Below are 19,322 nucleotides of genomic sequence, written 5' to 3'. Positions count from 1 at the left end.
CGTTCAATTTGCTCGACCTTAACCACCGGTACTGGCGCCTCAGGGGAAATCCGCGAGGTTCCGCCATGCCAGTAACGGTCGAGCATGACATCGCCTACCACCAAGACAGGGGCTTGATCGAATCGCGGCATGGACAACTTCATGGAGAACCCACATACAAAATGAACAGGGCCGCGATATTAACACAGGGTGAACGCACGTCAGTTCAAGGTGTTAAATCGCAGGAATGAGAAGCAAAGATAGTAGTGGGGGCGTCACCGGGTCTATTAAAAGATCGCGGTGACGCCGTCGCAGGCTTGCCCGCCCCCATACGTTTCTCTGTTGGCGTTAAGCGATATCGCCACCCAGCGGCGCATCAAGGCCCATCGAGTGCAGGCGGGCGTAATAACCGTTTTGCGCCAACAACTCGCTGTGGGTGCCTCGCTCAACGATTTGGCCTTGATCCATCACTAGAATGAGATCAGCTTTTTCAATGGTCGAAAGACGATGCGCGATTACCAGCGTGGTACGGCCTTGCATCACGTGATCCAGTGCGGCCTGGATGTGGCGCTCAGACTCGGTATCGAGGGCCGAGGTCGCTTCATCAAGGATCAGTAATGGCGCGTTTTTGAGCAAAGCGCGGGCAATTGCTAGACGCTGACGCTGGCCACCCGACAACAGCACACCGTTCTCACCGACCGGAGTGTCCAAGCCTTTGGGCAGTTGCTCAATAAAGTCCATTGCGTAGGCATCACGGGCGGCCTTTTCAATGTCTTCACGCGGCGCACCGGCCAAGTCACCGTAGGCAATGTTGTTGGCAACGGTGTCACTGAACAAGGTGACGTTTTGGGTCACTTGCGCGATATGGCGACGCAGGTTGAGCAACCGATAATCTTCAATTTCGACGCCATCAAGCAGGATTTCGCCTGAGTTGTGGTGATAAAAGCGCGGAATAAGGTTGGCCAGTGTCGATTTACCGCTCCCCGAGCGCCCTACCAAGGCCACCATTTGCCCCGGTTCAGCCGAGAACGTCACATCTTTAAGCACTTGGCGATCAGTGTCGGGGTAGGTGAAGTTGAGGTTACGCACCTCAAGTCGACCGCTCACGTGGTCTAGCTCAACCGTGCCGGAGTCGACTTCCGGTTTTTCGTCCAATTGCTCAAAGATGCTTTCAGCACCCGCGACACCCTTCTGGATGGTCGAGCTGACTTCAGACAACTGACGGATCGGTTTAGGCAGCAAGCCTGCCAAGGTAATGTAAGCGATCATGTCGCCCGCCGATGCATCCCCGCGCATGTACAGCACCAGAAACATCAAAATGCCCATGGCGACGTAAATAACCAATTGCAGCATCGGGGTGTAGATCGCCCCGGTGCGAGTCATACGCAATTGTTTATCGGTATTGCTTTGGCTGGCGGCCAGAAAACGCTGACGCTCGTACTTTTCGCCGCCGAAGCTGCGAACCACGCGGTAACCCTGAATGGTTTCGGAGGCAACGTGGGTCACATCACCCATGGCCGCCTGAATTTTCTTGCTCTGTTTGCGGAATTTTTTGCTGGCCGAGCTCACCATGACAGCAATAAGCGGCAGAATCGCGACCATGACCAGTGTCAGGCGCCAGTTCATCCACAGCAGCGACGCAAACAGAAACACCACGGTCATGCCTTCACGAATCACCACCTTGATCGCATCGGTGGCGGCGCCCGTCACCATGGTCACGTTGAAGGTAATACGCGAGATCAGGTGACCCGAGTTGTGCTTGTCAAAATACCGATTAGGCAGCACCAGCAGGTTGTTGAACAACTGAACCCGCAAGTCGTGAACCAACCCCAGCGACACTCTGGCCAAAAAGTAGTTACCCAAGAAGGAGCCCAGCCCCTGCCAAGCTGCGATCAGTACGATCAACAGCGGCACAGTTTGCAACAGGCGCATATCACGCAGGTAAGGCACGTTCGGAAACAACACGGCATCCGGATTGGATAGGCCGTCAACAAAATACTTGAGGATGTAACCAAGCATCGGTTGAGTCGAAGCGAAAATAAGGAAGCCTAAGATACTCAGCAGGAAAAGGCCGATGTAGGGCTTCACATAACTCAAGAGCCGGAAGTAGATTTTCAGGCTTGAACTCTGTCCTGCATCGGACGGTGAATCACTCATCGTAGAGCTCACTGATTAAGGAAAACGCGAAATTTTATCACAGGCTTCGCCACCGGCTGCTTTGAACGACAAAAGAGTCGCTAAGGCAATCGGTAACCAGGTGATAAACCATTCGGCACGCGGGGTATCAAGCAAGCTGGCCGCATCGAATTGCATGGCCATGGTCGAAAACACCCACATGCCAACCACTGCCTGACCCAGCAGCGACGCACGAGCGCGCCAGCCGTACACCAGCACCGAAAACCAAGCGATGCTCCAGAGCAATAAACCTGGCAACCCCAAACTGATCCCCACGCTGGTAAACAGGTTGTGCGAGTGATCGAATTCAATGCCTAGCGCCGACACACCAAACCGCGCTTCAAACCCAAGCCCAAGCCACGGGTGAGCTTTAATCATTTGTAAACTGGACATAAAAAGCTCGGGCCGATACGACGACCCCCGCGACAACATCTGTGCTTGCATGCTCCAAAAGACGATGCCAGCAACAATAAGCCCCGCAACCGAGATCAAGACAGTTTGGCGATTGCAACGCCAAAGGGGCATGGCCAAAACGGTCACTAACAGCGCAACGGCCGCTCCTCGACTCTGAGTAAACACCACGAAAGCGCCCAACAGCCCTAGTGCTACCCACCAAAGCACTTGCATCCCACGCTCACGCGGCATCCAGTGCAGCATCCAAACCCCGGCAAGACCAATCGCATAGGCGCCCAAAATGGGATGCGCCAACTCGCCCAATCCCTCAAGGCGGTCCATCAAATGACGGCCATCAACAAGGTAGAAACGCACCATGGCCACCAGCGCCATAATCGCCAACCCCAACCCGCCCCATTTCATCAAACGCACAATCCGCTCAGGACGGCCATTGGCCAAAATCGAGAACGACATAACAAACAAGGCGATGTAGAGCAGTTGCTTGGCTTGACTCAGAGGCTGACCGCTCCAGCTCAAACTGAGGGTGGCCCACACGGCCAAACCGATAAGTGACAGGCATAGCACCCTTTGTGCATGCCACACCTGCGCTAAAACCGAACGTGCAGACCACGCCACCACAAGGGTCGGTAACCAGGTAAACAACACCAGGCCCTGCTGATAGATTTTATTGGTAGGTGCAAATGCGATTGCCAACATGAACCACAACACGCCGCATGTCATAAGGGTTTGAGCCCAACGACTTTCGTACATCATCCCACTCCTAAATCGTCTACCCAGCCAACCTGGCATGGTTAAAGCGCCACTTTTTCGGCATCATTGCCTGTCTGACTGCTCGCAAGGGTTCTACGATGCAATGTTCACGGCTTCCACCCGCCGCTTTAAATCAAATGATTGAAGGCGCCAAAATTCTTGAAGCGGACAGCTACGGCGCAAAAGTTTACCTGCTGCAAGACGGGAACATAGTGAAACTGTTTCGTCGCAAGCGCCTGCTGTCTTCAGCCTTGCTGCGCCCCTATTCAAAACGCTTTATCGACAACGCCGCCCAACTCGAAAAGCTTGGTATTCCCACCCTTAAGGTGCTGGCATTTTATCGCTTGGAAAAACCCGGCATGACTGCGGTGCTGTATCGCCCGCTGCCAGGCGAAACATTGCGACAGATCGCAGAAAAAAACGCTTTTGACTGGACAGAAAATCTGCCGAAGCTTATCGAGCTGATCCGCAGATTGCACGCAGCAGGTATTTACTTCCGCTCTCTGCACTTAGGCAACATTGTCGTAACCCCGGAAAACCAATGGGGCTTGATAGATGTAGCCGACATGAGCTTCGTTAGGCCGCCTCTGTCTAAAAAGCTGGTCCAGCGTAACCTCCAACACTTTTTGCGCTACATCGAGCGCGAGCGCTTGGGTGACAAGTTCCCAACCCAAGCCTTGAAAGAGGCTTTTTTAACGGTCTGACAACACCGTGCTACATGCCTGCCTGAAACGCAGCCAGGCATGCTCCGGGTCGAGGCTTGCGTATTGATGCGCAGCCACTTGTGTTGCCCGAGCACAGGCACTCGCCTCAATCGCTTGAGCCCACGCGGTCTCATCACCGACGGGCACGTAACTCCCTGCATCCCCCAACTGCTCGTGAAATACCGGTAGATCACTGGCCAGCACGGGGATGCCCGCAATAACCGCTTCTTGCACAACCAGCCCCAAGCCTTCTTCCCTCGACGGTATGAGCATCCAATCAAACGCTCGATACAAACTGGCGACGTTGTCCACGTAACCGGGCAACAACACCTTGTCTTGTACGCCGAGCGCGCTGATTTGCGACTCCAATGCTCTTCGCATGGCACCTTCACCGATGATTATCAGCAGTCGATCCGGGTGGGTCTTGAGGGTCTGTGCAAAGGCTGAGATGAGCGTGTCGAAACCCTTGGACTCGACTAGCCGCCCCACAGCGCCAAAGACCTGATGATGCTCGGGTATTGCTAACTGGTGGCGCGCCTGCTCACGTGACGCTAGACGCGGCACAAACGCGTGCGGATCCAACATGCAGCTCAAGGTCATTACAGGCAGTTGAACGTCGGCGGCAATGGCGTCAGCCAGGGTTTTCGATACCGCGCACAAGGTCAGTTGCTCGGTCGAGAACTGACGAAAAAAACACAGATCTTGGGGTTGTAGACGGGTAGAGCCATGAAACATCACTACCGCCCGTATGTGAGGCAGTCCACGCACTGCAGGCAACAGGGCCCGCGCTACGCCGACCCCATCAAGCAACACCAACTGGGCGTCGTTTTTCAACAGCGCGTTACGAAAAAACCGGTTGCGTAAAGGGCGAACTAACGCCCAAATACCCCGACCTTTTATAAAACGCGAAGGCAATTGCAGGGCTTCAGTGTCCCCAAGCTCGCACAAGCAAGCCGGTGCTGAATGCTGTAACAGCCAATTTTTAATGGAGACATCCGGTGCAGCCTGAGACAGGATTTGCTGGTGAACTTTGTGTACAGACGCAAAAGGGGACCCGCCTGACCACATCACATTAATGATGCTCATCACACGCTTCCTCGTCGTTCAATCATCACCATTCAAACCCGCACCTGCTAACTGATAAATACGCCAATCACCACGCCTAGCACCAACGCTACAAACAACTTGATACGTTCGCGGCGGCCGCGACGCTGCTTGCGCTGGCGCTCTTCGGGCACCTCTACATGGTTGCCAAACCCCGTGTGCAACACGGCGTCAGCCTCTAGAGCTACCGCCTGCAAATTGAGTTCGGCATAGCGCTTGGACAGCGCCTTTTCGCCACCATGACCGCTAAAGGGGGCGCACAACAAATATTCTTTGTAACGGCGTAATCCAGGATTGAGTGAAAAACTCTGCCATTCAGGCTTATCAGACAACACCGGATAACACGCAACGCCCCCAATCACCTCACGCTCACCGTAATGCAGGTAAGGGCTGTGGATACGCAAATCATGGGCGTAGCTACGTAACCAGACCTGCAAGATCTCGGGTTTGTTCTCCAGAATGTTGCGTGAGTCTTCAACAAAGCCTGGACGGTAAAACTCCCAATCATCTTCACAGTGAAAAATGTACGAAGTACTAACTTTAGAGTAGGCCAGATCTATCGAAGCTAACTGGCCAAGTTTGGGTTTATTGACGAAGAATGTGCAGTGTTCGACCCAATGTGGCGGAATCACCCCGCGCACGGCCTCGTCGCCAGAGTCTTCTGTGATAAAGACTTCACGAATAGGGGCTGTATTGAATCGATCAAAGCTCTCGAGCGTCAGCTTGAGCAAGTCAAGACGGCCGCAACTGGTCACAACCAGGGTAATGTCGCTTTCTTGGCAGAACCGCACGGCTCGCCTCCTCTCATTGTTAGTTTCAGTCCTTTGGGGGACTACCGCGATTGAGCCTAGGAGCTCTCAAATACCCAGTTTCAATCGAACCCTATCGACCCAAGACAAGGGCGGATGAGGGCGTAGCTCCGGTTGCAGCTCTTCAACAATACGCTGACCTATTCGACCGAAGCTGTACTGTGACACCGCAAGATCTCGACCACGAAGAGCAATATCGGCCGCCAACTGCGGATCGTTACGCAGACGTTGCAGCTTTTTTTGCAGCTCGGGTATATCGCGATAAAAAACAATGTTGTGCATGTCTACAAAGCCCAGAGCACGGTTTTCTGCTTCACCTTGATCAAACGCCAACAACACGCAACCACAGGCCATGGCTTCGAAGTTTTTGATCATGTATTCGCCCATGCCCACGTCCGCACTGACAAAAAAACGAATGCGGTTGAGGGTGTCACGGTAGTCGTCGCCGGACTTGGTGCGCGTCACCACCAGCGGTTCAACGCTAGCCAACTCATCAAGCAGCGCCTTGCGCCCGCTGTAAGCCACGCTGTTGGTACTGCCGACAAAGGCCAGCTCAATATCGCGCTCACCCCCCAGATCATGTAACAGCGTCTGATCGTAGCCTTTGGGCACGAACACAGCGTCGAAGCCCTCGTCACGCAAGCGTTGTGTAACCATAAACCCCGAGCTGAGCACCCGCGCCCACGGCAACTGACGGTAATGCGCGCTGAATTTTCCGGTGTACTTGCACTCGATGTAGTTCTGATACGCATCGTGCTCAAGAATCACCAGATTGGGCAGCGTGCGAATAAAGCTGACCTGACGAATTTCCTGTTTAAAACGTAAGAAAAACACAATGCGGTCGTAGCGCGAAACGTCCACTTCACGATGGAAGTAGCTACGCAAGTTACGCTGCTCGTCACTGCTCAGCCAGCGAGTATCGCACTCGCAATGGGCGGCGATACCGTCATATAAGCGGTCCAGAATGGCCCGCTGCTCTTTCTGAACTAGAAATAGAACTTTCATGGTTTTCCTTGCGGCGTCTTAAGGCGCCAGAACAGCTCATGCCGACGAACTGCTTTTCGAAAATATTCATTCTCGCCATAGGGCGATGGCTGCCTGCCCGCGATTAACGCTTGGATTGAACGGCGCAAACGCCGCTTGAGCGCCGCACGCGGTTGCAGGTCGTGCATCATGCCAAGCGCCATCGCCTTGTCGCGCTGCTGCGCTAACGTCAGTGCAAGACTGCAAGGGTGCACGTTGAGCGAGGCGTCAAAGACCGGCGGCAGAGCCACCCCGTCACCGCTATTGCCCATCGGCCAGCGATCATTGTCATGCAAGTGGTTGGCATAGCCCAAAATCGTTGTTGGCTGCCACTCCAGCCCTTGCAGCGCCTCAAACACCGCCGCTTGCGCGCAAATGTGATCGGGGTGTGGGTCAAGCGAGGGATGCGGCAACACGATGACCTCAGGGCGTGCGCGCAGGATCAAGGCACGCAGATCCGCCAACAGGTTATTCCACGTCGGCGCGCCATCACTGTCGCCGGGTAGCCCAAATGAGTTGAGCTGACGAAACAACCGGGTATCACTCAAATCCGCTTCACGCGACCCAATCGGCTGATCGGGCGCGGCCTGCATTGCAGGCAGTTGCAGACAGAAGTAGCCCAACTGCGCGCAATGCGCCTCAGGCACACCGGCCCAACGCGGCACGGCTAGGCTGTCCCACGCCCTCAAACGCCCCTTAAGGCGCGCAGCTTCGGCACGTTCAAGCCCCATATGCTGATAGTGTTCGGCTTCGATTTCACCTGCCGTCAGGGTGACGATCCATGCCTCTTTGGCTTGGCTGTACAGGCCAAAAGCGGCCAACTCAGCGTCGTCGGCATGGGGCGCAATCACCATCACCCGCTGCTCGCGGTAGTCGGGCTGACGGAAAACCCACAGCTCAGGCAGACCAGACACGCTGCAATGGCGCCCTTTGAGGCGCAATTCGCCACGGTTCAATACCAACGCTTGCTGGCTCAGGTTCACATAACGCAACCCGCTAACCCCGCGCTCGAAGGTTTGCTGATCCGTCTGTTCGCCGCCCAGCAGCTCAATACTCGGATCGAGAAAGCGCCCCAGGCCGCGGCTTTTGACCTTAATGGCCAGCATCAGGGTTTCATTGCCCGTCAGGGTCAACGGGGTGTCGAGCAGCAGACGCTCCCCCTCCAGACGCACGCCTAGGCGCTGGCCGTCAGGGTCGAAGGTGTATTGATAGTCGTCTTGCGGTGAATAGAAAAGATGGTCCGCAAACCAAGCCTCATGGGCCACCCAGCCCAGTACTGCCAAGACCAGCGGCAACCACCAGACCACGAATATTCCACTGCCTATCAGCACCAGCAGGCCAATCAGCAAGCTAATTCGTTTGTTGCGCCGATGGCGCTTGAGAAGTTGCTGTTTGCGGCTCATGGCTCAACTCTTAAGTGTGATGCCCTGTAGGAGCTGCCGCAGGCTGCGATCTTTTGATCGTTTAAAAGATCACAGCCTGCGGCAGCTCCTACAAGGTGTGCGCTAGACCTTAAACACCGGCACCGGATTGCACCAACGCTCTTTATATTCGCGGTCGGCGCGGCCGAACGAAAAACGCAGAGGCTTGTTCACGCTGCGAGCCTGCTCCCAGGCCGACTGAGTATTAAGAAAGCTCAAGACGCTGCCGGGGCTGAAATCACGGGTTTGCGGGTCTACACCACCGTTGACGTATTCAACGCTGATCCATTCGGGGGATTCAACTCGGTACACCAACTGGATGGCAATAGGTGCGTCATTTAAAAAGATGACCGAGCCGATCAATAATTCACGCAATAACTCGACAACGTCGGCCATACGCTCGGCGCCCGTCGCGACAAACCCCCAACGGCGCAAGAACAAGTCGCAGTAAATAGCTGCCAGTTCGGTGCTGGAAAAGTCGGTCACCGGGCGCACCACACCGCCCGCCTCTTCCAGCAAGCGCAGTTCGCGGCGCTGGTTGTAACGGAATTTTTTAGACAGCTCTTCGGGCGTGCGCGCCATCGCCAACTGTTCAGTTTGCTGAGTCAGCGTGCTGAAACGCCCTTGATTGAGTTGCGAGAGATACCGGCCACGGTGGCGTAACGGCACGTTAGCATCCACCGCAGCAGGCAAAATGAGCTCGGCATTGCCAAGGTCGAACAGGCCTTTTTTACCTGCACGTTTAAGTACGTCTTTAGACAACGCCAAGTCGCGGCCCCAGGTCGGGATCGCGGCTTTCAGTTCACCGTTTTGCTCCCAAGCTAAATAACGCACCGGGATACCTGCCAACTGCGCCAAACGCTCAACCACCAGCGGATGCGTGGCAACACTGCCGCCAAAACGCTGCCAAGCCTCGGCGTAGGTCTTTGCGTCAACAGCACTCCAGCCGCGCTCACGAAAGCTTTGCAAAAAATTAAGCATCAGGCCCCCGCAGTCAGGTCAGTGACTTGCGGCAATTGCCAGAACCGGTCATGCACGGCTTGATCGCTAAAGCGCTCTTGCAGGCGTGTCAGCATCAAGTCAGCACACGCATGACGCTGCTCATCAGTGAGCGTCGACAGGTGTTTGATGCCTTGAGCCAAAGCCTCGACATCCCCCAACGGGAACAGAACGCCTACGCTTTCAACCACTTCTTTGGCACCACCACACGCGGTCGCCAACAACGGCACGCCTGCGGCCATGGCCTCAAGCAAAACCATGCCAAAAGGTTCGTGATCGGAAGTGAGCGCAAACACATCAAACGCCCGGAAATAACGCCGTGCATCCGCAACTTGCCCCACAAACTTAACCTGCGCAGCAATGCCAAGTGTTTGAGCCAGGGCTTTGAGGTCTTGCTCCAAGCGGCCCTTACCGAGAATCACCAACTGGCTATCGACCGGCAAATCTGGCAGCGCCTTGGCGAAACCCCGGATCAAGGTGGCTTGATCTTTATCGGGGTGCAGACGCCCGACATTACCGACGATAAAACCCTCAAGCGACAGGCCCAGTGCTTCACGCGCTTGGGTGCCGGGTAACTGGCTGGCTTGTACCGCGCCGATATCAATGCGGTTGTACAACGTGCTGATGCGCCCGGTTGGCCACTTGGGCAAACACCTGCGCATGTCGTCGCGCACCGCGTCAGATACCCCGAGCAAGCTCAGGCGCTTACGAAACAGATTCGCAAAGAGCTTACGACTGCCCCGCTGATAATCGCCAAACGCATGATGTACGCCGATCACCGGCAAACCGGTCGCCAACAAGGCGATATAAATCGGTTTGAAACGATGAGCGATACAAAAGCTGAAAGCGCGAGAAGCAGCGATTTTGCGCAGTTTGCCAATAGCGCCCAGCTTCAGGCCACGTATGGCCTTGGAGCTGAACTCCATAAACAGCACTTCGTCTGAGGCACAGCCAGCGGCTATTTCGGGATCGGCCGCCCCGGTCAAAAAGACCGTGGTGACCTTATACCCGCTGCCCGCAAACAGGCTGGCGTACTGGCGCGCGCAGTCCAGAAACGGCCCGTCATAGCCGTGACAGAACTGCAACACATGACGCTCAGTCGAGCGATTCATAACGCTGCGCGCCTTCCTTGACGACCAAGATGTCTTCCATGATCAGGTATTGCAGATCTGAGCCGAAGAACATGTTCAGCGCGTCGGTCGGCGAACAGACCATCGGCTCACCACGGCGGTTAAGCGAGGTGTTCAGCGATACGCCATTGCCGGTCAGCACTTCAAGCGCTTTCATCATGTCGTAGTAGCGCGGGTTGTATTCGCGTTTAAGCACCTGAGCGCGGGAGGTGCCGTCTTCATGCACAACCTCTGGCACGCGGGTTTTCCACTCTTCAGCTACTTCAAAGGTGAAGGTCATAAACGGAGCGGGATGATCAACCTTGATCATCTGCGGGCCTACCGTGTCGAGCATCGAAGGGCAGAAAGGCCTCCAGCGCTCACGGAACTTGATCTGTTCGTTGATCCGGTCAGCCACGCCTGCGCTGCTTGGGCAGCCAATGATCGAACGACCGCCCAAGGCACGCGGACCAAACTCCATGCGGCCTTGGAACCAAGCCACTGGGTTGCCGTCGACCATGATCTTGGCGATGCGCTCAGGGGTGTTGTCGATTTGGCGCCACGCAGGCTTGCCAGGGTGACGGGCACAGGCCGCGATCACATCTTCGTTGCTGTACGCAGGGCCGAGGTAGACGTGCTCCATCTTCTCAACCGGCACGCCGCGCGCTTGCGATACGTAAGCTGCCGCACCCACTGCCGTACCGGCATCACCGGAGGCAGGCTGCACGAACAGCTCTTTGACTTCTGGGCGAGCGATGATCTTTTGGTTGAGCTTAACGTTCAACGCACAGCCGCCCGCAAACGCCAGTTTGCCGGTTTGCTTAAGAATGTCGCCCAAGTAGTAGTCGATCATTTGCAGCGCCAGTTTTTCAAACAGCGCTTGCATGCTGGCGGCGTAGTGGATGTAAGGTTCATCGGCGATGTCGCCTTCACGCTTAGGCCCCAGCCACTCGATCAGTTTTGGCGAGAAGTAGAAACCCTTGCCCTTCTCTTTATAACGACGCAGACCGATCACGTTGGCATATTCGGTGTTGATCACCAACTCGCCGTTTTCAAACGAGGCTAAGCGCGAGAAGTCATATTTGCTGGCGTCGCCATACGGCGCCATGCCCATGACCTTGAACTCGCCGTCAAGCATCTCGAAACCGAGGAACTCAGTAATTGCGCCGTACAGGCCGCCGAGGGAGTCTGGGTCGAAGAACTCTTTGATCTTGGTGATCTTGCCGTTCTCGCCATACCCGAAGAAAGTTGTGGCGTACTCGCCTTTACCATCAATGCCCAGAATCGCGGTTTTCTCTTTGAAACCCGAGCAGTGGTAAGCGCTGGAGGCGTGTGCCAAGTGGTGCTCGACCGGTTCGATCTTGATTTTCTTCGGGTCGAAGCCCAGTTGCTCAAGGCAGAACACGATCTTATTGCGATAGCGCTTGTAGCGACGGTTACCCATCAGGATCGCGTCAAGGGCGCGATCCGGGGCGTACCAGTAACGTTTGGCATAGTGCCAGCGGGCCTTGCCGAACAAGCTGATAGGCGCGAACGGGATCGCGACCACATCAACGTCGGAAGGTTTGATACCCGCTTGCTCAAGGCAGAATTTTGCGGACTCGTAAGGCATGCGGTTCTTTGCATGCTTGTCGCGTACAAAGCGTTCTTCCTCAGCCGCTGCGACCAGCTTACCGTCGATATAAAGGGCTGCGGAGGGATCATGGCTAAGGGCGCCGGACAGGCCAAGGATCGTCAATGCCACTGGATTAGCCTCTTAAAAATGCAGGCAGGCGGCGGGCGCCTGAAAAAAGGGTGTACTGCGCGCAACGCGCAGAAACAACTAAAGGGCGGGATTATAGCGTAAAGCGCACGGGAATGACCCAGCGCTATTTGCCACGCCCTGGCGCCCGCCTGCCTACCTCAACAAAAGACTGCCCGCGCGGCTTTGCTGGAAAATCGTATAAGGCAACGCAACCGTGTCGACCACCGCACAGGCCAGCACGTCAAAAAAGAAAATCGGCACAAACCCGCTGGGCACCCCGCTGGTGGTGTTGGGCGGCGCATTCAGCACGCACAAATCAAACGCCACGCCACTGTAGACACGGGTCACCGAGTCACAGTAGCTGCGCTGCTTTTTAAGGTCCCGACGGATGCTCTCATCACTGCCGAACAAGGTCTTGACGGACCCACAACCCAACAAAAAGCAAGGCACGACACACAGCAGCACGAATTTGCAGGCCATCGCATTGGCTCCTGAAAAATGACCTCGCAACCTAGCACCCGGCTGCGGCTAATCGCAGGTCATGGCTTCCTAAGTTTTCGTATGAAGCCTCTTACACCGCTAAACTACCCACCCTCTGCTAGCCTGATACCCGTCGCCCAGACGGGTCGCGTCACACGGAACCCCGATACCGCCCATGAATTTTTTTGCCCCTGCCCGCTTTGCCCTGTTGCTCCCGGGGCTTTGCCTCGCCCCCGCCAGCTTCGCCGAAACCCTGGAACTAGACCCCAGCGTCATTACCGGTTCGCGCAGCGCCAGCCCCAGTTTTGACCTGCCTTACTCGGTCGACAGCATCAACCAGCAGCAGATCAGCGAGGGTCAATTGGGCATCAACGCCAGCGAAGTGCTGTCTCGCGTGCCGGGGCTAGTGGTGCAAAACCGGCAGAACTATGCACAAGACCTGCAAATCTCGTCCCGTGGCTTTGGCGCACGCTCGGCCTTTGGTGTACGCGGCATCAAGCTGATTGCGGACGGCATTCCCGCTAGCACCCCGGACGGCCAAGGCCAAGCCGCCACCTTTAACCTCGACACCGCCGAACGCATCGAAGTGCTGCGCGGCCCGGCGGCCACGCTGTACGGCAGCAATGCTGGCGGGGTGATTCAAATGTTCTCCCGCGATGGCGAAGGGCCGCCGCGCATCGGCGCCGAAACCCTGGTGGGCAGCGACGGAATGAGCAAAAACCACCTCACGGCCGAAGGCGCGACCGACGACGTGGGCTTTGTGCTCGATGCCTCGCGCATGGACACCGACGGCTACCGTGACCACAGCGCCGCCCGCCGCGACCAGACCTTTGCCAAGCTCAACTTAAAGCCCGACGAAGACAGCAAACTGGCGCTGATTTACAGCAGCCTGGAGCAAAACGGCACCCAAGACCCGCTGGGGCAAACCTGGCAAGCCTACAAGGCAGACCCACGTTCAGTGGCACCTGCAGCACTGACCTACAACACCCGCAAGAGTATTGACCATCAGCAAGTGGGCTTGAACTACGAACGCTACATCGGCAACGCGACTTTGCAGGTCAATGCGTACACCGGCACCCGTAGCGTGATCCAATATTTAGCGATCCCCCAAAAAGCGCCCGGCAACAACCAGGGTGGCGGCGTGGTGCAGTTCGACCGAAAATTCTACGGCGGCAGCCTGCGCTGGCTACAACCTGTCGACAGTGTGCCCGGCGATCTAACCTTGATTGGTGGGCTCGATTACGACCAAAGCCGCGACAGCCGCCACGGCTACAACAACTTCAGTGGTGACCAGCTCGGCGTGAAAGGAGCCTTGGTCCGTGACGAAATCGACACCGCACGCAGCCTCGATCCGTATGTACAGGCCAACTGGGCCATCGACGACTGGACCGTTCAAGCGGGGCTGCGCTACAGCACCATGGAAATGGACGTCCATGATCAATTTTTGAGCAACGGCGACGACAGCGGCACCAAACGCTACGAAAAAGCCACGCCCTCCGTGAGCGTGATGTACGCCTTTACTCCTGAACTGCATGGTTATGTCAGCGCTGGCAAAGGCTTTGAAACGCCGACCCAGGCAGAGTTGGCTTACTCACCGAGCGGTAATGGTTTTAACTTCGGCCTCAAGCCTGCTGAAAGCACGCAGTACGAAATGGGCTTGAAAGCGCAGGTCGACAACACGCGCATCAATGCGGCGATCTTCCAGATCACCACCACCGATGAGTTGGTGGTGTTGGGCAATAGCGGCGGGCGTACCACCTATCAAAACGCGGGGCGCACCTTGCGTCGCGGGTTTGAACTGGGCGTTGAAAGCCAGCTCGCAGACGACTGGACCGCCAGCTTGGCCTACACCCGTTTGCAAGCCACTTATGACCGCGACTTCAGCACCCCCACTGCCAACGTGGACAAAGGCAACGACCTGCCGGGCGTGCCGCAAACCACGCTATTTGCTGAAGTGAACTGGAAACCCGTCGACTGGCTCAGCACAGCCGTCGAAGGCATGTACCGCAGCAAGGTCTACGTCGAAGACACCAACACCCAAAAAGCCGCACCGGCCTATAGCGTCTTCAACTGGCGCGCCAAGTTTGAGCAAAAGGTCGATCACTGGACCTTCCACCAGACCCTGCGCGTGGACAACCTGCTGGACCGACAATACGTGGGCTCGGTCATTGTGGCCGACGGTAATAGCCGCTTCTACGAAGCCGCTCCTGGTCGATCCTGGTATGCCGGAGCGGGGGCGCAATACAGCTTTTGAGTCTCGCCATTAACGTATATGTCAGTGTCTTTGAGGCCAGAACAGCCTACTGAAAGCATTAATCAACAGACAATTACGCCTAACAATGTAGGACTCTTCTGGTTTTAAGGCGACCTATTGAGACCCAGCGAAACGCAAGCCTAAGGTGGCAACAGCATCGAAGCGAACTCACGCACAGTTCGCATCGTGCACCCACCTTTTGCCTGACGCCCTGGACTTTCTATGCCCCGCCAAAGCGACCTGCGCTACACCTTCGAACCCAGCAGTGGCGCCGACTTCGAGGTCATCGAATTCAAACTCGATGAAGGTTTGTCCAAGCCCTTCACACTGACCCTGCAACTGGCCAGTTTCGACGCCGAGCTGGACTTCGGCAAGCTGCTGGACAAACCCGCACTGCTGACGATCTGGCGTGGCGACACCCCGCTGCGCTACGTGCATGGCCTTATCAGTTCCCTAACCCAAGGCGACACCGGCTTTCGTCGCACCCGCTACAGCGTCTTAGTTGAACCGACACTGGCCCGCACTAAGCTGTGTTCCAACTGGCGGATCTTCCAGCAGCAAACAGTGCCGCAAATCCTCGACACCGTGCTCAAGGCGCATCGCCTGAACGACTTCGAGCAACGCCTCAGCTACGACCACCAACCCCGCGAATACTGCGTCCAAGCGGGCGAAAACGACTTGGACTTCATGGCCCGACTGGCCGCCGAAGAAGGCTTGCTCTACACCTTCGAGCACCGCGCCGACGGGCATCGTTTGATCATCACCGACCGTGTCAGCGCCATCGGCACCAAAGACGCCTGCAGCGTGCTGTACCAAGCCATGGGCGGCGGCGATCAACCCGAACCGGCCTTGCGCAGTTTTCACTACACCGAACAGGTGTGCACCGCCCGCCAAGTGCAGCGCGACTACACCTTCACCCACCCGCGCTATAACCAAGAACACATCGCCACCGGCACCCAGCTTGAGCACCAAGGCCGCGACTACGAACGCTTCGATTATCCCGGCCGCTACAAGCGCGACATCGCCGGCAAACCCTTCACTAAAACCCGCCTCAACGCCCTGCGCAGCGACGCCCGTATCGCCAAAGTCGAAGGTGACGACGCCCGCCTGCAACCGGGCAAATCCTTCGACCTCACCGACCACCCACGCGACGACCTGAACATCCGCTGGCGCACCGTGAGCATCACCCACACTGGCATCCAGCACAGCAGCCAACAGGAAGAAGCTGCCGGCAGCGTCTCTGGCACGAGCTACCACCTTGAGGCCACCTTGGCCCCCGCCGCGTTCGACTGGAAAGCCCCGCTGTGCCCCAAACCGCGCATCGACGGCCCGCAAACCGCCACCGTGGTCGGCCCGCCCAACGAAGAAATCTTCTGCGACAAGTGGGGGCGGGTCAAAGTCAGCTTCCCCTGGGACCGCGCAAGCCAGAACAACGAACACAGCTCCTGCTGGATCCGCGTCGCCCAAGGCTGGGCGGGCACCATGTGGGGCGCGATGGCGATCCCGCGCATCGGCCAAGAGCTAATCATCCAGTACTTTGACGGTGATCCCGACCAGCCAATCGCCACCGGTCGCGCCTACCGCGAAGCTAACCTGCCGCCCTACGAACTGCCCAAACACAAAACCCGCATGACCATCAAAAGCCAGACCCACAAGGGTGATGGCTTCAATGAGCTGCGGTTTGAGGATGAAAAGGGTGTGGAAGAGATCTACGTCCACGCCGAGAAAGACCAGAACATCCACGTCAACCACAACGAAACCACGTTTGTCGGCAATGACCGCAGTGAGCGGGTCGACCACAACGAAACCATCTCCATCGGCGACCACCGCACCGAGGACGTTGGCAAAAACGAAACCATCCAGATCGGTGCCAACCGCAGCGTGACCATCGGCGGCAACAAAACCGAAACCATCGCCCTGGCCAAAGCAGAAACCATTGGGCTGGCCAAAGCGCTGACCATCGGCGCGGCCTACCAGACCAGTGTCGGGGCGGCCATGAACACCACTGTCGGCTTGAGCCAAAGCGAGCAAGTGGGCATTCATAAATCGGTGGTGGTGGGCAAGCGCTTCACCATCGATGCCGGTGATGAATTCACCGTCACGGTCGGCAAATCCACCTTGACGATGAAGTCCAACGGCACGGTGCTGATCAACGGCCGCACCTTCGATTTCAGTGCCACAGGCGCAGTGCAAATCAACGGCAAAGACGTGGATATCAACTGAGGAGGCGTCATGGAATTTCGTAACCTGACGCCCTTCGATGCGTTGTGTTTCAGCGCGCTGGGTGTGGACGATCAAGAGTATCCCGTACTGGCCATGAAGGTCGGCTATCGGTTGTTGCCCATCGCCGGCCAACCGGGGCAGTTCCGTGCCGAAGTGATGGACGACGACCCGGTGCCGTTGTGTACCGGCGACACCTATTACGGCGACGAAGGTATCAGCAGCGTCTGCGAGGAAAGCGACCTGGCGCCCTTCAAACCACGCTGCGACGTGATCGTGGTGGGTCAAGCGCATGCGCCGCAGGGCCTGCCCGCCGCCTCATGGCAGGTTGGCATCCGATTGAGCGTGCCGGTGCCGCCCTTGCACATAGACGTGCCGCTGCCACAGCCGCTGAGCCCCGGCGAGCCGTTGAACGAGTTTCAGCTTCAAGAGTGGCAAGCCCAGCGCATAGCTGCCGAAAAGGCCTGCGCCGATGCACCGACCCGCCACTACCTGCTGGACAAGCCATTGCGTTTCACCGGGCCACGCCAGTTCAAACACAGCCTGTTCGGCGGCTGGCAACTGAGCGAACCGCAGCCCGCGCTCAGCGTTCCACTGCGCTGGGAATATGCCTTTGGCGGCAGCAGCGTGGTGCGCAATCCTGAGCATCCGCTCGCGCCCGACAGTCCCGAATACCTGCTCAACGAGGTCTGCTACAGCAACCCACTGGGCAGCGGCTGGATCGAAAAACGTCAGGAGTCGTTGGGTTACACACTGGATGCGCCGCTGCGTGAACTGCCCGCACCGCAGATCGAAGCACCCGACACGCCGGTGTTGCACTTGGATAGGGCCAAACATCCCGAGGGGGAACTCGACGCCACCGACATGGAGCAGGTGGCGAGCACTTATAAATATCAACCCGCTGGCTTTGGTGTGGTCGGCCGAGCTTGGGCACCGCGACTGGCTTTAGCCGGTAACTACGACGCCTTATGGCAAACCGAACGCTGGCCCGGTCTGCCATACGATTTTGACTTCGCCTACTGGAACGGCGCGCCCGCCGATCAACAGATCGAATTCCCGCCGCCCAACCTGCGCATCGAACTGTTCAACCTGACCGATCCGAGCCTGACCTCGAACGGGCGGCTATGCGTGGAACTGCCCGGCCATCGCCCGTTTGTCTTGCTGCGTTTAGTCAACGGCGCGCTGCTGCCGCTGCCGATGCTCACCGACACCCTGCGCATCGACACCGACGCCATGACCCTGCTGCTGACCCACCGCATCAGCCTGCCCAACACCCTCGACATCCGCGTGCTCGAAGCGCGCTTTGAAACCGACCCGACGGCGCCGCTGCTCAAGCGCACACCGAAGAAGGTGCATTGACATGGCCGACAACGTCATCGCCCGCAAACAGGGCCAATGGAAGGTCGTCAGCATCGTCCCCGACGTGTGCAAAACCCCGATGGGCGCGGCCATTCCGCCGGTGCCTTACCCGGTCACCGCAGAACTGAAAACCGCCACCGGCGTGGCCAAATCGGTGCGCGCCAATGGCAACCCCGTGGTCGTCTACGACATGAGCCTGGTGCCCACCACCAAGGGCGATCAGGCCGGGGCAGCCAAAGGCCTCAAGAGCAACACCGTGGGCGGCAAATGCTACCCGCTGGAAAAAAGCAGCACGGTGCGGGCCGAAGGCAAGCTGATCGTGCGCCATGACGATAAATTCTGGATGAACGGGGCGTAGCGCATGGCAGAAGCACTCAATCTACCGCCCCTGCACGTGCACGCCATCCGCGTACCTTTCCGAAAAACCGCAACCAGCATCGGCACCCCTGACGAACTGTTTCTACAGCAAGGCGAGAACGGTGGCGTACAAGTCGATGCCTTCTGGCGCGATGCCATGGGCAAGGAAATACACGACAGCAAGGAACTGAGTGAGGACGAGTACGAAACCCTACGGGCGTACTACCTGCGCACCGAACAAGACACGCTGCCGCCATTCAGCTCGATCAAAAGCGGCAATACCGTCGCGCGTGTTGTAGGTGAAACGGCCCCGGCAACCGTACCGGCCACACAGGCCAATCCGCCGATAGAGGCGCAGACCGCCGAAGAAGGCTTGCTCTACGTAAGCGTAAGCAAACAGCTCTAGCGCGACGAGTCTCGA

16 protein-coding genes and 1 pseudogene are annotated in these 19,322 nt (G+C 57.2%); 6 read left to right on the top strand and 11 right to left on the bottom strand.

From position 1 onward, the window contains the following. The 3 genes and pseudogenes from AQS70_RS24150 to AQS70_RS22230 form a co-directional block, all read right to left on the bottom strand. Positions 1–143: pseudogene (locus tag AQS70_RS24150) on the bottom strand (hypothetical protein); the annotation flags it as partial. Between the two features lie 184 nt (positions 144–327). After that, positions 328–2,136 carry a lipid A export permease/ATP-binding protein MsbA gene (gene msbA, locus AQS70_RS22235; RefSeq protein ID WP_055104895.1) on the bottom strand — a complete coding sequence of 603 codons (1,809 nt, stop codon included), beginning with the start codon at positions 2,134–2,136 and terminating at the stop codon, positions 328–330. Positions 2,137–2,151: 15 nt separating this feature from the next. After that, positions 2,152–3,318, bottom strand: coding sequence for an O-antigen ligase family protein (locus AQS70_RS22230; protein ID WP_055104894.1), 1,167 nt, complete (start codon positions 3,316–3,318; stop codon positions 2,152–2,154). A 98-nt stretch (positions 3,319–3,416) separates the two neighbouring features. On the opposite strand from AQS70_RS22230, the gene AQS70_RS22225 reads away from it, so the two are divergent. After that, on the top strand, positions 3,417–4,022 hold the full coding sequence (locus AQS70_RS22225) for a BUD32 family EKC/KEOPS complex subunit (RefSeq protein ID WP_055104893.1): 606 nt from the start codon (positions 3,417–3,419) through the stop codon (positions 4,020–4,022). On the opposite strand, the gene AQS70_RS22220 is transcribed toward AQS70_RS22225, so the two are convergent. The 8 genes from AQS70_RS22220 to AQS70_RS22185 form a co-directional block, all read right to left on the bottom strand. Continuing rightward, positions 4,011–5,108, bottom strand: coding sequence for a glycosyltransferase (locus AQS70_RS22220; RefSeq protein WP_055104892.1), 1,098 nt, complete (start codon positions 5,106–5,108; stop codon positions 4,011–4,013). The genes AQS70_RS22225 and AQS70_RS22220 overlap by 12 nt on opposite strands. A 47-nt stretch (positions 5,109–5,155) precedes the next feature. Then, positions 5,156–5,917, bottom strand: a complete 762-nt coding sequence (locus tag AQS70_RS22215; RefSeq protein WP_055104891.1) for a hypothetical protein — start codon at positions 5,915–5,917, stop codon at positions 5,156–5,158. Positions 5,918–5,983: 66 nt separating this feature from the next. Next, the gene (locus AQS70_RS22210) at positions 5,984–6,940 is read right to left on the bottom strand and encodes a glycosyltransferase family protein (protein WP_055104890.1); all 957 of its coding nucleotides are present in this window, start codon (positions 6,938–6,940) and stop codon (positions 5,984–5,986) included. Next, positions 6,937–8,361, bottom strand: a complete 1,425-nt coding sequence (locus AQS70_RS22205; RefSeq protein WP_055104889.1) for a PIG-L deacetylase family protein — start codon at positions 8,359–8,361, stop codon at positions 6,937–6,939. Before AQS70_RS22205 ends, AQS70_RS22210 begins: the two co-directional genes overlap by 4 nt. Before the next feature lie 102 nt (positions 8,362–8,463). Beyond that, the gene (locus AQS70_RS22200) at positions 8,464–9,360 is read right to left on the bottom strand and encodes an antimicrobial resistance protein Mig-14 (protein ID WP_055104888.1); all 897 of its coding nucleotides are present in this window, start codon (positions 9,358–9,360) and stop codon (positions 8,464–8,466) included. After that, complete coding sequence (locus tag AQS70_RS22195) at positions 9,360–10,490, bottom strand: glycosyltransferase (protein ID WP_055104887.1); 1,131 nt, start codon at positions 10,488–10,490, stop codon at positions 9,360–9,362. The genes AQS70_RS22200 and AQS70_RS22195 overlap by 1 nt, the downstream gene beginning before the upstream one ends. Next, entirely contained in the window at positions 10,474–12,231 is a 1,758-nt protein-coding gene (locus AQS70_RS22190) for a carbamoyltransferase family protein (RefSeq protein WP_055104886.1), read from the bottom strand. The genes AQS70_RS22195 and AQS70_RS22190 overlap by 17 nt, the downstream gene beginning before the upstream one ends. A 153-nt stretch (positions 12,232–12,384) precedes the next feature. Further along, entirely contained in the window at positions 12,385–12,711 is a 327-nt protein-coding gene (locus tag AQS70_RS22185; protein ID WP_055104885.1) for a YceK/YidQ family lipoprotein, read from the bottom strand. A 175-nt stretch (positions 12,712–12,886) separates the two neighbouring features. On the opposite strand from AQS70_RS22185, the gene AQS70_RS22180 reads away from it, so the two are divergent. The 5 genes from AQS70_RS22180 (at position 12,887) to AQS70_RS22160 (ending at position 19,307) form a co-directional block, all read left to right on the top strand. After that, complete coding sequence (locus tag AQS70_RS22180; protein WP_055104884.1) at positions 12,887–14,965, top strand: TonB-dependent receptor family protein; 2,079 nt, start codon at positions 12,887–12,889, stop codon at positions 14,963–14,965. Positions 14,966–15,187: 222 nt separating this feature from the next. Then, positions 15,188–17,188 (top strand): type VI secretion system Vgr family protein, encoded by a 2,001-nt coding sequence (locus AQS70_RS22175; protein WP_055104883.1) that lies wholly within the window; start codon positions 15,188–15,190, stop codon positions 17,186–17,188. 9 nt (positions 17,189–17,197) lie between these two features. Next, positions 17,198–18,544, top strand: coding sequence for a DUF2169 family type VI secretion system accessory protein (locus AQS70_RS22170; RefSeq protein ID WP_055104882.1), 1,347 nt, complete (start codon positions 17,198–17,200; stop codon positions 18,542–18,544). Between the two features lies 1 nt (position 18,545). Then, entirely contained in the window at positions 18,546–18,902 is a 357-nt protein-coding gene (locus AQS70_RS22165) for a DUF4150 domain-containing protein (protein WP_055104881.1), read from the top strand. Between the two features lie 3 nt (positions 18,903–18,905). Then, positions 18,906–19,307 carry a hypothetical protein gene (locus AQS70_RS22160; RefSeq protein ID WP_055104880.1) on the top strand — a complete coding sequence of 134 codons (402 nt, stop codon included), beginning with the start codon at positions 18,906–18,908 and terminating at the stop codon, positions 19,305–19,307. The last annotated feature ends 15 nt before the right edge of the window (positions 19,308–19,322 follow it).

The organism is Pseudomonas endophytica (assembly GCF_001411475.1).
GTDB classification, from domain to species: Bacteria; Pseudomonadota; Gammaproteobacteria; order Pseudomonadales; family Pseudomonadaceae; genus Aquipseudomonas; species Aquipseudomonas endophytica.
Note: the sequence above shows the minus strand (reverse complement) of the source record. Positions and strands in the feature narration are given on the sequence as shown.